General features: G+C 70.5%; 17 protein-coding genes. 6 read left to right on the forward strand and 11 right to left on the reverse strand.

The window, feature by feature from the left end; translation table 11 throughout:
• The first annotated feature begins 186 nt into the window (after positions 1–186).
• The 4 genes from ribH to ASF49_RS13825 all read left to right on the forward strand — a co-directional run bounded on the left by ribH (position 187) and on the right by ASF49_RS13825 (position 4,691).
• Positions 187–693, forward strand: coding sequence for a 6,7-dimethyl-8-ribityllumazine synthase (ribH, locus tag ASF49_RS13810; protein ID WP_056474398.1), 507 nt, complete (start codon positions 187–189; stop codon positions 691–693).
• Between the two features lie 23 nt (positions 694–716).
• On the forward strand, positions 717–1,193 hold the full coding sequence (nusB, locus tag ASF49_RS13815) for a transcription antitermination factor NusB (protein WP_056474401.1): 477 nt from the start codon (positions 717–719) through the stop codon (positions 1,191–1,193).
• Positions 1,194–1,198: 5 nt separating this feature from the next.
• Complete coding sequence (gene thiL / locus ASF49_RS13820) at positions 1,199–2,188, forward strand: thiamine-phosphate kinase (RefSeq protein WP_056473686.1); 990 nt, start codon at positions 1,199–1,201, stop codon at positions 2,186–2,188.
• A gap of 355 nt (positions 2,189–2,543) precedes the next feature.
• Positions 2,544–4,691, forward strand: a complete 2,148-nt coding sequence (locus tag ASF49_RS13825) for a sodium-translocating pyrophosphatase (RefSeq protein ID WP_056473688.1) — start codon at positions 2,544–2,546, stop codon at positions 4,689–4,691.
• A 481-nt stretch (positions 4,692–5,172) separates the two neighbouring features.
• On the opposite strand, the gene ASF49_RS13830 is transcribed toward ASF49_RS13825, so the two are convergent.
• The 5 genes from ASF49_RS13830 to paoA all read right to left on the reverse strand — a co-directional run bounded on the left by ASF49_RS13830 (position 5,173) and on the right by paoA (position 10,881).
• Positions 5,173–6,105 carry a VOC family protein gene (locus tag ASF49_RS13830; protein WP_082511271.1) on the reverse strand — a complete coding sequence of 311 codons (933 nt, stop codon included), beginning with the start codon at positions 6,103–6,105 and terminating at the stop codon, positions 5,173–5,175.
• A gap of 12 nt (positions 6,106–6,117) precedes the next feature.
• Entirely contained in the window at positions 6,118–6,717 is a 600-nt protein-coding gene (gene wrbA, locus ASF49_RS13835; RefSeq protein WP_056473694.1) for an NAD(P)H:quinone oxidoreductase, read from the reverse strand.
• A 394-nt stretch (positions 6,718–7,111) separates the two neighbouring features.
• Complete coding sequence (gene paoC, locus ASF49_RS13840; RefSeq protein ID WP_056473696.1) at positions 7,112–9,331, reverse strand: aldehyde oxidoreductase molybdenum-binding subunit PaoC; 2,220 nt, start codon at positions 9,329–9,331, stop codon at positions 7,112–7,114.
• A gap of 3 nt (positions 9,332–9,334) precedes the next feature.
• Complete coding sequence (locus ASF49_RS13845; RefSeq protein ID WP_056473697.1) at positions 9,335–10,285, reverse strand: FAD binding domain-containing protein; 951 nt, start codon at positions 10,283–10,285, stop codon at positions 9,335–9,337.
• Entirely contained in the window at positions 10,282–10,881 is a 600-nt protein-coding gene (paoA, locus tag ASF49_RS13850) for an aldehyde dehydrogenase iron-sulfur subunit PaoA (RefSeq protein WP_056473698.1), read from the reverse strand. The genes ASF49_RS13845 and paoA overlap by 4 nt, the downstream gene beginning before the upstream one ends.
• A 591-nt stretch (positions 10,882–11,472) precedes the next feature.
• Between paoA and ASF49_RS13855 the strand changes: the two genes are divergently transcribed.
• A complete protein-coding gene (locus ASF49_RS13855) occupies positions 11,473–11,889 on the forward strand; it encodes a hypothetical protein (RefSeq protein WP_056473699.1) in 417 nt (138 codons plus the stop codon).
• 12 nt (positions 11,890–11,901) lie between these two features.
• Here ASF49_RS13855 and ASF49_RS13860 read toward each other — a convergent pair whose 3' ends face one another.
• From ASF49_RS13860 to ASF49_RS13880, 5 genes are all read right to left on the reverse strand, one after another.
• The gene (locus ASF49_RS13860) at positions 11,902–12,162 is read right to left on the reverse strand and encodes a hypothetical protein (protein WP_056473700.1); all 261 of its coding nucleotides are present in this window, start codon (positions 12,160–12,162) and stop codon (positions 11,902–11,904) included.
• Between the two features lie 269 nt (positions 12,163–12,431).
• Positions 12,432–13,115, reverse strand: coding sequence for an MgtC/SapB family protein (locus ASF49_RS13865; RefSeq protein WP_056473701.1), 684 nt, complete (start codon positions 13,113–13,115; stop codon positions 12,432–12,434).
• Between the two features lie 48 nt (positions 13,116–13,163).
• Complete coding sequence (locus ASF49_RS13870) at positions 13,164–14,174, reverse strand: inorganic phosphate transporter (protein ID WP_056473703.1); 1,011 nt, start codon at positions 14,172–14,174, stop codon at positions 13,164–13,166.
• Between the two features lie 8 nt (positions 14,175–14,182).
• Positions 14,183–14,839 carry a DUF47 domain-containing protein gene (locus ASF49_RS13875; protein ID WP_056473705.1) on the reverse strand — a complete coding sequence of 219 codons (657 nt, stop codon included), beginning with the start codon at positions 14,837–14,839 and terminating at the stop codon, positions 14,183–14,185.
• Positions 14,840–14,938: 99 nt separating this feature from the next.
• Complete coding sequence (locus ASF49_RS13880; RefSeq protein ID WP_056473707.1) at positions 14,939–15,379, reverse strand: Lrp/AsnC family transcriptional regulator; 441 nt, start codon at positions 15,377–15,379, stop codon at positions 14,939–14,941.
• Between the two features lie 198 nt (positions 15,380–15,577).
• Between ASF49_RS13880 and ASF49_RS13885 the strand changes: the two genes are divergently transcribed.
• Entirely contained in the window at positions 15,578–16,834 is a 1,257-nt protein-coding gene (locus ASF49_RS13885) for a D-amino acid dehydrogenase (protein ID WP_056473709.1), read from the forward strand.
• 5 nt (positions 16,835–16,839) lie between these two features.
• Here the strand turns inward: ASF49_RS13885 and ASF49_RS13890 are convergent, their stop codons facing one another.
• Positions 16,840–17,769, reverse strand: a complete 930-nt coding sequence (locus ASF49_RS13890) for an AEC family transporter (RefSeq protein ID WP_156653005.1) — start codon at positions 17,767–17,769, stop codon at positions 16,840–16,842.
• Between the last annotated feature and the right edge of the window lie 212 nt (positions 17,770–17,981).

The following is a 17,981-nucleotide window of genomic DNA, read 5'->3' on the forward strand; positions in this document are numbered from 1 at the left end:
AGGTTCGATCGGCGGGCACCGCGCTTGTCGCCACGGCGCCTTCGGTCTATCGCTCGCGCCTGAGGGCGCAGGGCACGTCCGGCCGGTCGAGTCTTGCGCGCCGACGGAAACCCCGTGGGTCCCGGCAAGCGCGCCCGGTCCCGGCCGCTGCGCCATCCGCCGACCGTGTCCCGTGAAGGCCCCTCGATGGTATCGCTCGCCTACGCTTCCCGCACCGCTCCCGAGAACGTCAGGGGCGCGCGCGTCCTGGTGGTCGAGGCCCGCTACTACGAGGATCTCGCCGACGAGCTCCTGGCCGGCGCGGAGGGCGCCCTCGCGGCGGCCGAGGCGGTGGCCACGGTGGTGACCGTGCCGGGTGCCCTGGAGATCCCCGCCGCGATCGCGATCCTGGTCGAGGCCGCCGCCCGCGCCGGCCAGCCTTACGATGCTGTCGTGGCGCTCGGCTGCGTCATCCGCGGCGAGACCGGGCATTACGACATCGTGGCGGGCGAGAGCGCACGGGCACTGATGGACCTGTCCGTCACCCTGCGGCTGCCGCTGGGCAACGGCATCCTGACGGTGGAGACCGAGGCCCAGGCCCAGGCGCGCGCCCGGGTCGCCGAATTGAACAAGGGCGGCGGTGCCGCCGAGGCCGCGCTCGCGGTGCTGTCGCTGAAGCGCGACGCGTCGGCGGCGTCGGTCGGAGAGGATTGAGCATCATGGCCAACGAACCCGGGATGAAGACCGCAGAGCGCAGCGGCGCACGCCTCTCCGTGGTGCAGGCGCTCTACGACATGGAGATCTCGGGCAAGGGCGTGATCGAGGCGCTCGCCGAGTTCGAGACCTTCTGGATCGGCCGTGAGGTCGACGGCATCGAACATCCGGCCGCCGAGATCGCCTTCTTCCGCGACCTCCTGCGCGGGGTCGTCGACGAGCAGCGCGCGATCGATCCGGTCCTCGACGGGGCGCTGGCGGCCGGATGGCCCCTCAAGCGCATCGAGGCGGTGCTGCGCGCCATCCTGCGGGCCGGCGCCTACGAGCTGATGTCCCGTCGCGACGTGCCGGCGCGGGTCGTGATCTCCGAATACGTCGACGTGGCCCACAGCTTCTACGGCGGCGACGAGCCCGGCATGGTCAACGGCGTCCTCGACAAGGTCGCCCGCGACGTGCGCGGCAACGAGTTCGCGGGCCTGCCGGCCTCCGGCCGGGCCTGAGACCCGTGGCCCGGCCCGACGAGGACGGGCTGATCGCGCGCTACTTCGCGCCCCTCGCCGGACCGGGGGCGGATGGCCTGCGCGACGACGCCGCGACCCTGACGCCGAGCCCCGGCTGCGACCTCGTCCTGACCGCCGACGCCATCGTGGCCGGCGTGCACTACTTTCCCGACGATCCGCCGGGCTCGATCGCCCGAAAGGCCCTCGGCGTGAACGTCTCGGACCTCGCCGCCAAGGGCGCGCGCCCGCGCGGCATCCTGCTCACCCTGGCCCTGCCCGACGACTGGACCGAGGCGTGGCTCGCCGGATTCGCGGCCGGCCTCGGCGACGGCCTCGCGGATTTCGGCCTCGACCTTCTGGGCGGCGACACGGTGCGGGCCGCCGGACCGGCGCTGATCGGCGTGACCGCCATCGGCGAGGTGCCCGCGGGCGGCCTGGTCCGGCGCGGAGCCGCGCGGGCCGGAGACCGGATCTGCGTCAGCGGCACGATCGGGGACGCGGCGCTGGGGCTGCGCCTGCGCGGTCCCCGGCCGCCGGACTGGGGCCGGGCACTCGCCGCGGCGGACCGCGACGCGCTCGTCGACCGCTACTGGCATCCCCGCCCGCGCATCGCCCTGGCCCCGGTCCTGCGCCGCCACGCCCGGGCCGCCATGGACGTCTCGGACGGCCTCGCCGGCGATCTCACCAAGATGCTGAAGGGGGAGGGGCGCTCCGCCGAGATCGACCTGGCCCGCGTCCCGCTTTCCCCTGCCGCCGCGCGGGCTCTGTCGCTGGACCCCGCCCTCATGACACCGATCGTCACCGGCGGCGATGATTACGAGATCCTCTGCACCATGGCGCCCGAGAACCTGGACGCCTGCCTGGCCGAGGCAGCCGCGGCCGGCACGCCCCTGACCTGCATCGGCAGCGTCACGACCGGCTCGACGCCACCGGTCTTCCGCGAGGCGGACGGGTCCGCGCGCGCCCTCGGTCCCGGGTCCTTCAGCCACTTCTGAGACGGGCCGACGCCTCGCGCCTGTGCCTGCGAGGGGACCTTCACCGCAGTTTCCGGCCTGTCCAGGCCGCCGGCGGCAGCCCCATACCCTTGCGAAAACTTGCGCCAAGCTCGGCCGATGCTGCGTCGCACAACTATTCGTCGCGCAAAAAGCTAAGCAGCATTTGCAAGCGGGGGTGAAGTTTGGCACTCAGAGCAGGCATTCCTTGGGAGGAGATGCACAACCACGAAAAGTTCGGCGCGCGGCGCGAGACGCCTGCGCGAACGATCCGCGTCGCACTGACGGAAAGCACGGCCACAAAGTCCAACAACGCCACGACAGACCCGCACGGGCATCGCCAATCAAGGACGGTCGAATGACAGCTTTGTTGCTTATCATCCTGGGCGGGCTGTGCGCCGTCGCCTATGGCATCATCACGATCAACGACGTCATGAAGCGCGACGCCGGCACCCAGCGCATGCAGGAGATCGCGGGGGCGATCGCCGAGGGCGCGCAGGCCTATCTCCGGCGCCAATACGCCACCATCGCCATCGTCGGGGTCGTGCTGTTCGTGGCGCTCGCCTACTTCCTCGGGCTGAAGGTCGGCATCGGCTTCCTGATCGGCGCCGTGCTGTCGGGAGCGGCCGGCTTCATCGGGATGAACGTCTCGGTGCGCGCCAACGTACGCACCGCCCAGGCGGCCTCGACGTCGCTCGGCGACGGGCTCGACGTGGCCTTCAAGTCGGGCGCCGTCACCGGCATGTTCGTGGCGGGCCTCGCGCTCCTCGGGGTGGCGCTCTACTACGGCTATCTCACCCGCGTCGCCGGCCTGTCGCCGGCCAGCCGCGACGTGATCGACGCCCTGGTGGCGCTGGGCTTCGGCGCCTCGCTGATCTCGATCTTCGCCCGTCTCGGCGGCGGCATCTTCACCAAGGGCGCCGATGTCGGCGGCGACCTCGTCGGCAAGGTCGAGGCCGGAATTCCGGAGGATGACCCGCGCAACCCCGCCACCATCGCGGACAACGTCGGCGACAACGTCGGCGATTGCGCCGGCATGGCGGCCGACCTGTTCGAGACCTACGCGGTGACCGTGGTCGCCACCATGGTGCTCGCCGCGATCTTCTTCTCCGGCCAGACCGAGGTCGGCGGCCGCAACGTCCTCGAGGCGATGCTGCTCTATCCGCTGGCCATCGGCTCGGCCTGCATCCTCACCTCGATCGCCGGCACCTACGCGGTGCGGCTCGGGGCCAACCAGTCGATCATGGGCGCGCTCTACAAGGGGCTGGTCACCGCCGGCGCCCTCTCGATCGTGGCCATCGCGGGCGTGAACTACGCGCTGTTCGGCGGCTTCGGCACGGCCTTCACCACCAATGCGGGCGTGACCTTCACCTCCGGCGGCCTCCTCGGCTGCGCGGTCATCGGCCTCGTCATCACCGCGCTGATCGTGGTCATCACCGAGTACTACACCGGCACCAACTTCCGGCCGGTGAAATCCATCGCCGACGCCTCCGTGACCGGCCACGGCACCAACGTGATCCAGGGCCTGGCGATCTCGCTCGAATCCACCGCGCTGCCGGCACTGGTCATCGTCGCGGGCATCATCAGCACCTACTCGCTGGCCGGGCTGTTCGGCATCGCCATCGCGGTCACCGCGATGCTGGCGCTCGCCGGCTTCATCGTGGCCCTCGACGCCTTCGGGCCGGTCACCGACAATGCCGGCGGCATCGCCGAGATGGCCGGCCTGCCGCCGGACGTGCGCAAGTCGACCGACGCCCTCGACGCCGTGGGCAACACCACCAAGGCGGTGACCAAGGGCTACGCCATCGGTTCGGCCGGCCTCGGTGCCCTGGTGCTGTTCGCCGCCTACACCTCCGACCTGAACTACTTCATCGCCCATGCGAGCCCGACCCAGTACCGCTTCTTCCAGGGCGTCACCGTCGATTTCTCGCTCTCCAACCCCTACGTCGTGGTCGGCCTGCTCCTCGGCGGCCTGATCCCGTTCCTGTTCGGCGGCATGGCGATGACCGCGGTCGGTCGGGCGGCCGGCGCGGTCGTCGAGGAAGTCCGCCGCCAGTTCCGCGAGAAGCCCGGCATCATGCAGGGGACCGACCGGCCGGATTACGGCCGCGCCGTCGACATGCTGACCCGGGCGGCGATCAAGGAAATGATCATCCCGTCCCTGCTGCCGGTGCTGTCGCCGATCGTGCTGTTCTTCGTGATCCAGCCGATCGGCGGCAAGAGCCAGGCTTTCGCCACCGTGGGGGCGATGCTCCTCGGCGTCATCCTCACCGGACTCTACGTCGCGATCTCGATGACCTCGGGCGGCGGCGCCTGGGACAACGCCAAGAAGTACATCGAGGACGGGCACCACGGCGGGAAGGGCTCCGAGGCTCACAAGGCCGCGGTGACCGGCGACACCGTCGGCGACCCCTACAAGGACACCGCCGGCCCGGCCGTGAACCCGGCGATCAAGATCACCAACATCATCGCCCTGCTGCTGCTGGCGGTGCTGGCCCACAGCTGAACGACAGCCGATCCCAGGGTCCGCTCTCGAACACCAGAGTTCCGTAGCGGATCAATCGAGAGCGAAGCAGGATGGTCCGGTGAGCGGGCCATCCTGTCCGAACTATGCCGAACGCACGGCCTCCCGAGCCGAGGGTTGCTCGTCCAGCGTGCCGGCTTCGGACGAAGACCTGGCAAAAAGCAAACGCTCCGCGAGCAACTGGACCCGGCCGCCGACAACCCGACCGGTTCGGCGAAAATCCGCCGCGAGGGTGCGGGTCCCTCGCCGCTGTCCCAAGGGCCGGGTGCAAGGCATTCCGGGGCTGACAGGCCTGGCCTCCGCCGGGCAGGGCGAGAGGGGTGTCGCGCGGATCGCACGCAGAGCCGAGCTTCCGCTCGCGGCCCCTGGACCGCCGGTCTCAGGATGTGCGGAAGGGAGAGTGTCTCGTCGACGGCAGGCCGGCGCGTAACGGACCTGTCGGGGCGTTCGATCCCCGGGCGCCTCAACGCGTGTCGCCGGGCCGCCCCTCGCTCCCCTGCGCCACCAAGCGAAGGCGGGTGCCCCAGGGATCCTGAAGCACGAGGGCACCGTCGGTCGCGTCCGGCGTCAGACCGTCCTCCCGGCAGCGCTCCCGGACCGCCGCCAGCGTCGGGGCATCGGCCAGCAACTCGACCTCGACGAGGCCGGCCATCTCGGCGGGCCGAGCCCGCGCGCCTCGGCTGTGCCAGACGTTGGTCGCGAGTTGGTGGTGGTACCCGCCCGCGCCGAGGAAGGTCGCCCCCGGAAGGCGGATCATCACGTCGAACCCGAGCAGCCCCCCATAGAAGCGATCCGCCGGTTCGATCTCGCCCACCTGCAGGTGGACGTGCCCGACCCGGCCGCCCGGCGGCATGCCGGTCCAGCGTCCCGATGCGGCCCGCATGAGCGCGGCAGGGTCGAGGCGGTCCCTCTGCATGACGATCGAGTTATCGTCCCGCGTCCACACCGAACTCGGGCGGTCGGCATAGACCTCGATGCCGTTGCCCTCCGGGTCGTCGAGGTAGACGGCTTCGCTGACGAAGTGGTCGGACGCCCCCGACAGGCGGATGCCAAGCTCCGCCGCATGCGCGAGCCACGCGCCGAGGTGCGCACGGCTCGGCAGCAGGAAGGCCGTGTGGTGGAGCCCCGCCTCGCGCGGGCTCCAGGGATGGGCGGCCGCGTCGTGCCGGAGTTCGAGCAGCACCGTAGACCCCACGCCGAGGCGCACGACGCCTGCTTCCCGCGAGACGGTCGCGAGGCCGATGACGTCGCGGTAGAAGCTGGCGAGGCCGTCGAGGTCCCGGACGACGAGGGTGACGCTCCCGATGCGGTAGGGCGCCGTGTCGAGCAGCGAGGCGGAGGCCGGAGCGGCTCCCTCGGCGGAAGCCCGCGTCGGCGTGACGATGCCCTGGGCCATGCCGGGACCTCCTCAGGCGCGGAGTTTCGCTGCGGTCTCGGCGATGCGCTTGCCCTGGTGGCGGGCGCCGGCCAGCTCGACCGGGCTGGGTTGGCGGCTGCCGTCGCCCGCGATCGTGGTCGCGCCGTAGGGCGAGCCGCCGCGGACCTCGTCGGCACCCATCTGGCCCTGGAATCCGTAATCCAGGCCCACGATGGTCAAGCCGTGATGCAGCAGGTTGGTGATGATCGAGAACAGGGTCGTCTCCTGCCCGCCATGCTGGCTGGCCGTCGAGGTGAAGGCGCCCCCGACCTTGCCGATGAGCTTGCCCTGGAACCAGAGGCCGCCCGTGGTGTCCCAGAAGCTCGCCATCTGGCTCGGCATCCGGCCGTACCGGGTCGGCGCGCCGACGACGATGGCGTCGTAGGCGGTGAGCGCGTCGGGACCCTCGATCAGGGGATGCGCCGAGTCCGTCTTGAAATGCGCGGCCTCGACGACCTCCTTCGGCGCCGTCTCGGGAACGCGGCGGATGTCGACCTCGGCTCCGCCCTCGCGCGCGCCTTCCGCGACGGCGTCCGCCATCTGCGCGATATGGCCGTAGGACGAGTAGTAGAGCACCAGTACCTTGGTCATCGCATGTCTCCTGTGGGGTCCGTCGTTCGGCCGACCTGGATGTGGACGGCCCCCGCCACCATGGGGGCCGGCGCGCGCCGACGCGACCGACCCTGCACGTAGCCTCGCTCGCAGCTGGGTGTGAGCCCGATATCCGGCACTTCATGGTTGCGAGAACGGAAACCTCCGGGGGGCACCCTGGACGATCTGCGCGGGTTCTGCGCGGTCGTGGATCTGGGCACCGTTGCGGCGGCGACAAAGGTCGTCCGCGGCGCGCGGCGCGGGCGCGGCCGGTGACGGACAACCCCGGATCTCATCGTTCTCGGGCCAGCCTTCCGGCTCGAAAACGAGGCGATGGGGTCGGTCGCCCAGGCAGCCCGGCGCGTCAGCGGATCATCGCTGCTTGGCGGTTCCGTCAGGCCGCGTCGGGCATCTGGCCGAGGAGCTTGTCGAGGGTGATCGGATAGCTTCGCACCCGCACGCCCGTGGCGTTGTAGACCGCGTTCGCCACTGCCGCGCCGACGCCGCAGATGCCGAGCTCGCCCACGCCCTTGGCCTTCATGGGCGAGGATTGCGGATCGACCTCGTCGAGAAAGATCACCTCCTGATGCGGGATGTCGGCGTGGACCGGCACCTCGTAGCCGGCCAGATCGTGGTTGACGAAGAAGCCCCGCTTGGTGTCGACGGCGAGTTCCTCCATGAGCGCTCCGCCGACCCCCATCGTCATGCCGCCGATGACCTGGCTGCGCGCCGATTTCGGGTTGAGGATGCGTCCCGCCGCGCAGACGGCCAGCATCCGCCGCACCCGGATCTCGGCGGTGTCGACGTCGACGCCGACCTCGACGAAATGGCCCGCGAAGGTCGATTGCTGCTGCTTCTTGGCGAGGTCGCCGTACTCGATCGAGTCCTCGGCCACGAGTTCGCCGTCGCTGGCCGCCTTCGCCAGCGCCTCGGTGCGGTTGCCGGAGCGGACCTGCCCTTCCGCGAACACGACGTCGGCCGAGTTGAAGCCGAGGCGCTGCGCCACCGCCTCGCGGAGCTGGACGCACGCGGCGTAGACGCCGGCGGTGGAGTTGTTCGCGCCGAACTGGCCCCCCGAACCGGCCGAGACCGGGTAGGACGAATCGCCGAGGCGCACCACGACCTTGTCGAGGCCCACGCCCATCATCTCGGCGGCCGTCTGCGCGATGATGGTGTAGGACCCGGTGCCGATGTCGGTCATGTCGGTCTCGACCGTGACGATGCCGTCGCGCCCGAGGCGGACGCGGGCGCCCGACTTCATCAGCAGGTTGTTGCGGAAGCCCGCCGCCATGCCGATGCCGACGAGCCAGCGCCCGTCGCGAACCTGGCCGGGCTTGGCGTTGCGGGCCGACCAGTTGAATCTCTCGGCACCGAGCTTCAGGCAGCCGACGAGGTTGCGATGGGAGAACGGCCGCTCGGGATGTCCCGGATCGACCTGGGTGTCGTTGCGGACGCGGAAGGCGACCGGGTCCATGCCGAGCTTCTCGGCCATCTCGTCCATGGCGATCTCGAGCGCCATCAGGCCCGGCGCCTCGCCCGGCGCCCGCATCGAATTGCCCTCGGGCAGATCGAGATGGGCGAGCTTCATCGCCGTCAGGCGATTGGCCCCGGCGTAGAGGAGCTTGGTCTGATCCACCGCCGTCTCAGGCTTGCCCTTCGGCAGGTTGCCGGAGGTGCTCTCGTGGGCGATAGCGGTGATCGTCCCGTCCGGCGTCGCGCCGATGCGGATGCGCTGGATCGTGGCCGGCCGGTGCGTGGTGTTGTTGGCGACCAGCGGCCGGGTGAGCGCGACCTTGACCGGGCGGCCGGCGGCCTTGGCGGCCAGCGCCGCCACGACGGCATCGGAGCGCACGAAGAGCTTGCCGCCGAATCCGCCGCCGATATAGGGCGAGTCGACGCGGATCGACGCCTCCGGGATGTTGAGGATCTTGGCGATGCTGCCCTTGGTCCAGGCGATCATCTGGTTCGAGGTCCAGAGGGTGAGCTTGTCGCCCTCCCAGGCGGCGATGGTCGCGTGCGGCTCCATCATCGCGTGGCTCTCGTCGGGGGTCGTGTAGGTCTCGTCGAACGTGACGGCGGCCGACGCGAAGGCGCCCTCGAAATCGCCATGCCGATCTTCGCCGCCGCCGCCGCTTCCCTCGCCGCTGTCGCCGGGCACGGGCTTGGCGGACGACGCCACGGCGGCGAGGTCGAACTGACCGGCCTCGCGGGCATAATCGACCTTGACGAGGAAGGCCGCGGCGCGGGCCTGCTCGAAGGTCTCCGCCACCACGATTGCGACGGCCTGGTGGTAATGCTGGACCACGTTCCCGCCGAAGAGGTTCGCGGCGTTCATCCGGCCGAGGCCGAGTGCGGGCATGTCGAGGGTGGTGACGATGGCGACGACGCCGGGCGCAGCCTTCGCGGCTTTCGTGTCAATGGCGCGGATGCGGCCCTTGGCGATGCCGGCGCCGAGGACGTAGCCGTAGGCCTGGTTCGCCACGACGTCGTGGCGCTCGTAGGCGTAGGGCGCGGTGCCCGTGGTCTTGAACTTGCCGTCGATGCGGTCCGTGGCCTTTCCGACGCGCTTCAGCTGGTCGATCGGGTTCTGGCCGGCGGGGGTGTCGAACTTCATGGCTCAGGCCCTCGCTTCGGTCAGCGCCGCGCCGAGCGTGCGCTCGGCCAGCGTGAGCTTGTAGGCATTGTCGTGGGTCGGCTTGGCGCCGGCGAAGGCCTGCGCGGTCACCGCCTTGGCGCCCCTCGCCATCTCGCCCTCGGCTGCCTCGACCCGCCAGGGCTTGTGCGCCACGCCGCCGAAGGCCGCCCGGCCGCTGCCGTCGGGCTGCACCACCGCCGCCACCGAGACCAGGGCATAGGCGTAGGAGGCACGGTCGCGGACCTTGCGGTAGATGTGCGCGCCGCCCAGCGGCTTGGGCAGCGTCACGGCCGTGATCAGCTCGCCCGGCGCGAGCGTGGTGTCGACCTCCGGCCGGTCGCCCGGCAGGCGGTGGAACTCGGCGATCGGGATCTTGCGCGTCCCGCCCTTGGCATCGACGGTCTCGACGGTGGCGTCGAGCACCCGCATGGCCACCGCCATGTCGCCCGGATGCGTGGCGATGCAGGCCTCGCTGGCGCCGATGACGGCGAGCTGACGCGAGACGCCGTCGAGGGCCGAGCAGCCGGAACCCGGCTGGCGCTTGTTGCAGGCCTGGGCGGTGTCATAGAAGTACGGGCAGCGAGTACGCTGCAGGAGGTTTCCGGCAGTGGTCGCCTTGTTGCGGAGCTGGCCCGACGCACCCGCGAGCAGGGCGCGGGAGAGCACGGCGTAGTCCTTGCGCACGCGGGCATCGGCCGCGAGGTCGGTGTTCCGGACCAGCGCACCGACGCGCAGCCCGCCTTCCGGCGTGGCTTCGATCCGGTCGAGCCCGAGGCCGTTGACGTCCACGAGATGCGTCGGCGTCTCGATTTGCAGCTTCATCAGGTCGAGCAGGTTGGTGCCGCCGGCGATGAACTTGGCGTTCGGATCGCGGGACACGGCAGCGGCGGCTTCGGCGGGCGAGGTCGGGCGCTCGTAGGTGAAGGACTTCATGCGGGCCTCCCGGCGACCTCGGTCATCGCCTCGACGATGTTGGAATAGGCGCCGCAGCGGCAGATGTTGCCGCTCATGCGCTCGCGGATCTCGGCATCCGTGACCTGCATCGGGGCGTTGAGGTCGGCGGTGACGTGGCTCGGAATACCGGCCTTGATCTCCGCGAGCACCGCGACGCCCGAGCAGATCTGGCCCGGGGTGCAGTAGCCGCACTGGTAGCCGTCGTGCTTGATGAAGGCGGCCTGCATCGGATGCAGGTTCTCGGGCTGGCCCAGGCCCTCGATGGTGGTGATCTCCGAACCCTGGTGCATGACCGCGAGGGTCAGGCAGGCATTGATGCGCCGGCCGTCGACGATCATCGTGCAGGCGCCGCACTGGCCGTGGTCGCAGCCCTTCTTGGAGCCGGTCAGGTGAAGGTGCTCGCGCGCGGCATCGAGCAGGCTGGTCCGTGTGTCGAGCTCGAGTTCGCGGCGCTGCCCGTTCACCGTGAGCGACACCTTGGCGAGCACCGGCCGGTCGGGACCGGCGGCGTCGGGTCGACCTTCGGCCCGCGCCGGGACCGCCGCGAGGGCCGCACAGGCCGTCGCGCCGGCCATGACGTCACGTCGACTCAATTCGTTCTCTCCGAAACTTGGCATGGCGTTCTCTGAACCTGTTGCGGGAGGAGGCTGCCAGCGGACGGGCGCCCGGATACGTCGCAGGCCAGGAGAACGCGTGACGAGGCGAACTTGGTCCGAGGCGTGACACGGCACCACGCAGGTTCCGTCCAGGCGTGCGCCTGCCTTCTGCGAGGCGCGCTGACGGAAGAACGCGGAACGGCGGATACCGGTCCCTGGAATTTCTCCAGACTGACCGCCCTCGCGTCTTCGTGTGCGCACGAACACTTCGCGGCGTCGCACGAAGACGCCGAATCGGGCGCCCGATCTTCGCGAAATCGGTTCTGCATCGCCGGAACGAGAGCGAAGATCGCGGCTGGCGAGCGACGGATGCAATCGGCCGGCGGAACACTCTGGAAACCCTCGGCACCATCCGCACGCCGACGCCGCCGATCGCGAACCGACGCGGCCTCGCCCTGACCGATGGGGCGCCCTAGCTCCCTGCGCAGGATCTCGAAGCAAGTCGTCCTGGCAGCAAGTCGTCCTGGCAAAAGGTGCGTGATGCGAAACGGAATACGGTGGTTCGTCCGGATGGCGCTGCCCGTCGGCGCGCTGATGGTCGGCGCAGGCGCTGCGAGCGCCGATTGCATACGGCACGTCTACAACCGGTCGCCCCTGACCTTGGTGGGTTCGCAGCAGGGCGGTCCCTCCTTCCTGGTGCGCCCGGGCGCCTCGCGCGCGATCCGGCTCTCGGGTCCCGGCAGCCTCGACCTGTCGGGCTACTGCTCGGCCTACGGTGTCCCGGGCGGGCCGGCCGCGGTCCAGACGTCCCTGCGCTACACCGCCGTCCTCGACCGCTGCTACGTCGAGATCGGGCACGACTTCTTCGACCGCGAGCTCGGCCGCGGCTTCCTGCCCCGCGAGAGCCTGGAGCCGTTCTCCGTCAACAACCCGAAACAGGGTGACGTGGTGCTGTACACCGACCGCGCGATCTGCGGGCCGCGCTAGGCGGCGCGACCCTCAGATCGGGCGCGGCACCTCCGGCTGAAGCTTGAGCGGCCGCGCCAGCTTCTTGGAGAGGCGCCCCGCCGCCTCGACCGCGGCCCCCTCGGCGCTCGCGGCGGCCACGATGGCCAGGGCGTCGTCCTGGGAGGACGCCTGCACGGCATAGACCCGCAGGTCCTCGCGCCGCTGCTTCACCGCGACCAGGAAGACGTGACCTTTGGCCCGCTTGCGCTTGTCCTCGAGGGTGGGAATCGGGATCGTGCTCCGACGGCTCAAGGATGGACCGGCATCCGCCGGGGGTCTGCGACCCGTGCCGTCCGCGCCGCCATGCTTCGAAACCTCACGACTGGGCCTCCCGCGATCGCGTGAGGCGTGGCGCTCCCCGGAACTCCGGCGAAGCCAGGGCATCGCTGCGCCGGGCACCCGATCCGGGTCCGGCCAGCGCAAACGCTATGCACAGCATCGAAGCCTTTCGCCAGCACTTGTGTTCCATCCGGCCTGACGCCGCCGTCGTCCCGCCAGCGTCCGCGCGCCATCATGCATGCCTAGCCGGCGTCCGGAAGATCTTCGACCTTGATGACACCGGGATGATCCCGAAGTTTCTGTGCGATGTCTTCCACCGAGCGGCGCGAGAGCCGCGCGAAGGTGATCAGCGTCTCGTCGATTCCCGGATCGTCTCCGCGCCGGGTCACGAATTGTCGCACACGGGATGACCGCACCCCGGACACCGACTGCAGGACGTCGATGGAAATGCAGCCGGGCTCGGCGACCACCCGCAGGGGACGAATCCGCATCCGGTCGTGGTAGCGCTCCTGCAGCGGCTTCATGCCCGCGAGGATCACGAGCAGGATCACCGTGGTGGCGATGCCCGCCACGTAGAGGCCGCCGCCGACCGCGAGGCCCACCGCGGCGACCGCCCAGAGGCTGGCGGCGGTGGTCAGCCCCTTCACCACCTCGCCGCGCAGCAGGATCGTCCCCGCTCCGAGAAATCCGATGCCCGAGACGACCTGGGCGGCCATGCGCGAGGGATCGAGGCTGACGTTCTGCGTCCCGAGCACGTCGGCGAAGCCGAAGGCCGAGACGATCATGATCAGGCAGGCGCCGACGCCGACCAGCATGTGCGTCCGCAGGCCCGCGGCCCAGAGCAGGCGCTCGCGCTCGATGCCGATCAGCCCGCTCAGGATCGCGGCCAGGAGCAGGCGCCAGACGATCTCCACATTGCTCAGCATGCCTCCATCACCTCCGGTCGAGGGGTCGCGAGCGGGCGCGGCACGGCCTCACCCGAGCCGTGCGGTGAGCGCGTAGCAGGCCGCCGCGATCAGGGCGGCGGCCGGCAGGGTCAGCACCCAGGCGATCACGATGTTGCCGGCGATCCCCCACCGCACCGCCGAGGTCCGCCGCGCCGCGCCGACGCCGATGATGGCGCCCGTGATGGTGTGGGTGGTCGAGACCGGTATGCCGAGCCAGGTCGCGGTGAACAGCGTGATCGCCCCGCCGGTCTCCGCGCAGAAGCCCTGCATCGGGTTCAGCCGGGTGATCTTCGAGCCCATCGTGTGAACGATGCGCCAGCCGCCGAACAGCGTGCCGAGCGCCATGGCCGACTGGCAGGAGATCACCACCCAGAGCGGGACGTGGAACGAGGTCCCGAGATGGCCCTGCGAGTAGAGCAGCACCGCGATGATGCCCATGGTCTTCTGGGCGTCGTTTCCGCCGTGCCCGAGGGAGTAGAGCGAGGCCGAGACGAACTGCAGGGCTCGGAAGCGCCGGTCGACCGCGAAGGGCGTCGCGCGGACGCAGAGCCAGGACACGATCAGCACCAGGAGCAGGGCGAGGAGGAAGCCGAGGAGCGGCGAGAGCACGATGGCCGCCGCCGTCTTGGTCAGCCCGCTCCAGACCACCGCGCTGAAGCCCGCCTTGGCGACGCCCGCCCCGACCAGGCCGCCGACGAGGGCGTGCGAGCTGCTCGACGGGATGCCGTAGACCCAGGTGACGATGTTCCACGCGATGGCACCCAGCAGCGCGCTGAAGATCACCCGCGGATCGATGATCCCGGCATCGACGATGCCGGTTCCGAGGGTCTGGGCCACGTGCAGGCCGAAGAACAGGAACGCGATGAAGTTGAAGAACGCGGCCCAGAGCACCGCGTATTGCGGCCGCAACACCCGCGTCGACACGATGGTGGCGATGGAGTTGGCCGCATCGTGCAGGCCGTTGAGGAAATCGAAGAACAGCGCGACGGCGATCAGGCCGGCGAGGGCGGGCAGGGCGAGCGCGGTGGCCTCATTCATCGGGTCGCCTACACGTTCTCGATCACGATGCCGCTGATCTCGTTGGCGACGTCCTCGAACCGGTCGACCACGTCCTCGAGATGGCCGTAGATCTCGGCGCCGATGAGGTAGGCCATGGTGTCGCCGTCGCCGCCGTCGTTGCGGTGGGCCTGGTAGAGCGCCTTCAAACCGCGCTCCTGTAGCTCGTCGGAGAGGCCCTCGACCCGGGTGATCTGCTCGGTCAGCGCGTTGATCCGCCCCGCATGGGTGCCGACGGCGGTGAGGAGCGGAATGGTCTCGGCGGTCAGCCGGGCCGCCTCGATCACGGTGCCGCCCATCTCCCGCATCAGGGGCTCGAAGCTGCGGACCTCGTACAGGGCGATGGTCTTCACCGTCTTGTTCATCTGGTCGATGGCGTCGTCCATCGACTGGATCAGGTCCTTGATGTCGCCGCGGTCGAAGGGCGTGATGAAGCTGCGGCGCACGGCGAGCAGCACCTCGGCGGTGATCGCATCCGCCTCGTGCTCGCGCTCCACCACCTGCTGGCAGTAGCCCGGAACGGCGTCGCCGCCCTGGAGCACGCCCTGCAGCGCCTCGGCGCCGGCCACGAGGGTGCGCGAATGCCGCTCGAAGAGGTCGAAGAACCGGTCCTCGCGCGGCATCAATGCCTTGAACCAACCCAGCATTCCGGACTCCGGCCTCGACCCGCTTCGTTAGCCAACTAGGGTTCTGGCATGAACGGGACCAGGGCCGGCGCGTTCACGGCCACGCCATACGGAGGGGGGTCAGCGGCCGACGACGCTGCGGATGGTGAAACTCGACTGGATGCGGGCCACGCCGGGCAGCTTGGACAGCACCGAGCGATGAAGCCGTTCGTACTCCGCCATGTCGGCGACGCGGATCTTCAGAAGGTAGTCGGAATCCCCGGTCATCAGGTAGCAATCCTGGACGTCCGGGCAGCGCCGCACGGCCGCCTCGAAGCGGTTGAGGCAATCCTCCGTCTGCCGCTCCAGGGAGATCCGGGTCATCACCACGAGGCCGGCGGAGCCGGGGCCGTCGAGGAGCACGGTGTAGCCGCGGATCGTGCCGTTGCGCTCCAGCATCCGCAGCCGGCGCAGGCAGGCGGAGGCCGAAAGTCCGACGCGCTCGGCCAGGGCGGCGTTCGGGATCCGCGCATCCTCGCGCAGGACCCGGACGATGGCGGCATCGATCTCGTCCAGAGGCACGACCGGTCCCGAACCCGTTTCACAAGGATCGTGCGTCGATTCGCAGGATCGTGTGCAGAATGCCGCAAGTGCCGCAGGATCTGCAACGCATTCGCGGCACCGCTCGCAGGATTCGGTGTCTCTCCCCCGGGGGGATCGAGGCCGACGCGTCCTGGCCCCACCCATGCTTGGGGCCTTCGGCTCTGCGGGAGACGTGCGATGCGGGTTCTGGTGCTCGGAAGCGGCGTGGTCGGTGTCACCACGGCCTATTATCTCGCCAAGGCCGGTCACGCGGTCACGGTGGTGGACCGGCAGCCCGCCGCCGGGATGGAGACCAGCTTCGCCAATGCCGGCCAGGTCTCGCCGGGCTACTCGGCCCCCTGGGCGGCCCCCGGCATCCCGATCAAGGCCATGAAGTGGCTGATGATGCGCCACAGGCCCCTCGTGCTGTGGCCGACATTCGAGCCGCGCTTCTACGGCTGGCTCGCGCGCATGCTCGCGAACTGCACCGAGGACGCCTACATCCGCAACAAGGGCCGCATGGTCCGGCTCGCCGAGTACAGCCGCGACGTCCTGCGCGACCTGCGCGACGAGACCGGGATCGCCTACGATCACCGCACCCGCGGCACGCTCCAGCTCTTCCGCACGCAGAAGCAGCTCGATCATGTCGGCGACGACACCCGCGTCCTCGACACCTACGGCGTCGCCTATGCGGTGCTGGACCCCGCCGGGTGCATCGCGGCCGAGCCGGCGCTCGCCGCCGTGCGGGACAAGATCGTCGGCGGCCTTCGCCTGACCGGCGACGAGACCGGGGACGCGCACCTGTTCACGCAGCGCCTGGCGGTCCTGTGCGAGCGGCTGGGCGTGCGCTTCCGCTACGGCACCCGCATCGACGGCATCGAGACCGCGGGCGATGCGGTGACGGGCGTGGTCTGCGGCGGCGAGACCCTCCGGGCCGATGCCTATGTCGCCGCCATGGGCTCGTTCACCGCAGCCCTGCTGCATCCCCTCGGCCTGCGGCTGCCGATCTACCCGGTGAAGGGCTACTCGCTGACCCTGCCGGTCACCGACCCCGGCAAGGCGCCGGTCTCGACCGTCATGGACGAGACCTTCAAGGTCGCGCTGACGCGCCTGGGCGACCGGATCCGGGTGGGTGGCACGGCCGAGCTCGCCGGTTTCAGCGATGCCCTGCGCGCACCGCGCCGGGCGACCCTGGAGCGCTGCGTCCGCGACCTGTTCCCAGGGGGCGGCGATCTCTCGGCGGCCAAGTTCTGGACCGGGCTGCGCCCGATGACGCCGGACGGCACGCCCATCGTCGGCGCCACCCGCTACGCCAACCTCTACACGAATACCGGGCACGGCACCCTGGGCTGGACGATGGCCTGCGGCTCTGGGCGGATGCTGGCCGACCTGATGTCCGGGCGCGCGCCCGACATCGACCATTCCGACCTGGCGCTCGCCCGCTACGCCGCCTGAAGGCCTCAGGCGGTGAAGCCCTCCAGAATGAGCATCACCAGCGGAATGGCGAGCCCGGCGAGCACGGTCTGGAGGGCGAGGATGCCGGCCATCAGCGGGGCATCGCCGCCGAGCTGCCGAGCCATGATGTAGGACGAGGAGGCCGTCGGCAGGGTCTGGAACAGCAGGGCCGTGGCGGCGGCCGGGCCGTGCAGGCCGGCGGCGAGGCAGGCCAGGATCGTCACCGCCGGCATCAGGACGAACTTCGCGGCCGAGGCGACGAGGACCGGCCGAAGCCAGGTCCGCACCGTGCCGGGATCGAGGGCGGCGCCGACGCACAGGAGCCCGAGGGGGAGGGAGGCCTGGCCGAGCGCCTTCAGGGTCGGCTCCAGGCCCGGCAGCAGACCGAGGCCCGCGGCCTGCAGGGAGATCCCGACGGCGCAGGCGACCACCAGCGGGTTGAGCAGGAGCTGCCGAAGGATCGCCCGCGGTGACAGCCGGCCGCCCGAACCGAAGCGGGCGAAGACGAGGACGCACAGGATGTTGACGGTGGGCACGATCGCCGCGTTGGCGACGGCCGCGAGGGCGATCCCCTGCGTGCCGAAGAGCCCGGCCGCCGCCGAGACCCCGACATAGTTGTTGAAGCGCACCCCGCCCTGGAACACCGAGGTGAAGGCCGCTCCATCGAGGCCGAGCCGCGGCCGGACCGCCAGCAGGACCAGCGCCACCACGAGGGTCGACGCCACGAGGACCCCCGCGAGCGCCAGGACTGGGACGCCGTCGAGTCTAGCGGTGGCGAGGCCGTGTACGAAGAGCGCCGGCAGCAGCACGTAGTAGCCGAGGCGCTCCGCCTGCGCCCAGAACGACTCGGCCAGGAGCCCGTTGCGGCGCAGATACATGCCGAGGCCGATCAGCAGGGCGATCGGCACGAGGGCGAGGACGACCGTCGCGGTCACGCGGCGCGGCCGGATAAGGCGAGACCGGCGGCGGCGAGACCGACTGCGGCGAGACCGACTGCGGAATGCATGCGCATGGGACGGGGCTCGGGGGAGAGGGCGATGCGCCCTCTTACAGGGAGCGGATTGCGGAAGGGTATCCGGCTCGGCGCATCGCCGCCGCGCGGAGCCCGATCCGTGCACAGGCCTCGACGGGGACGTGACCGTCCCGG

It is taken from the genome of Methylobacterium sp. Leaf104 (genome assembly GCF_001422885.1).
GTDB lineage: Bacteria > Pseudomonadota > Alphaproteobacteria > Rhizobiales > Beijerinckiaceae > Methylobacterium.

Bases quoted from the DNA above. Each gene is read 5' to 3' on its own strand.
- ribH (WP_056474398.1), top strand. From the start codon at position 187: ATGGTATCGCTCGCCTACGCTTCCCGCACCGCTCCCGAGAACGTCAGG.
- nusB (WP_056474401.1), top strand. From the start codon at position 717: ATGAAGACCGCAGAGCGCAGCGGCGCACGCCTCTCCGTGGTGCAGGCG.
- ASF49_RS13825 (WP_056473688.1), top strand. From the start codon at position 2,544: ATGACAGCTTTGTTGCTTATCATCCTGGGCGGGCTGTGCGCCGTCGCC.
- ASF49_RS13830 (WP_082511271.1), bottom strand. From the start codon at position 6,105: ATGGCCCAGGGCATCGTCACGCCGACGCGGGCTTCCGCCGAGGGAGCC.
- wrbA (WP_056473694.1), bottom strand. From the start codon at position 6,717: ATGACCAAGGTACTGGTGCTCTACTACTCGTCCTACGGCCATATCGCG.
- paoC (WP_056473696.1), bottom strand. From the start codon at position 9,331: ATGAAGTTCGACACCCCCGCCGGCCAGAACCCGATCGACCAGCTGAAG.
- ASF49_RS13845 (WP_056473697.1), bottom strand. From the start codon at position 10,285: ATGAAGTCCTTCACCTACGAGCGCCCGACCTCGCCCGCCGAAGCCGCC.
- paoA (WP_056473698.1), bottom strand. From the start codon at position 10,881: ATGGCCGGCGCGACGGCCTGTGCGGCCCTCGCGGCGGTCCCGGCGCGG.
- ASF49_RS13855 (WP_056473699.1), top strand. From the start codon at position 11,473: ATGGCGCTGCCCGTCGGCGCGCTGATGGTCGGCGCAGGCGCTGCGAGC.
- ASF49_RS13865 (WP_056473701.1), bottom strand. From the start codon at position 13,115: ATGCTGAGCAATGTGGAGATCGTCTGGCGCCTGCTCCTGGCCGCGATC.
- ASF49_RS13870 (WP_056473703.1), bottom strand. From the start codon at position 14,174: ATGAATGAGGCCACCGCGCTCGCCCTGCCCGCCCTCGCCGGCCTGATC.
- ASF49_RS13875 (WP_056473705.1), bottom strand. From the start codon at position 14,839: ATGCTGGGTTGGTTCAAGGCATTGATGCCGCGCGAGGACCGGTTCTTC.
- ASF49_RS13885 (WP_056473709.1), top strand. From the start codon at position 15,578: ATGCGGGTTCTGGTGCTCGGAAGCGGCGTGGTCGGTGTCACCACGGCC.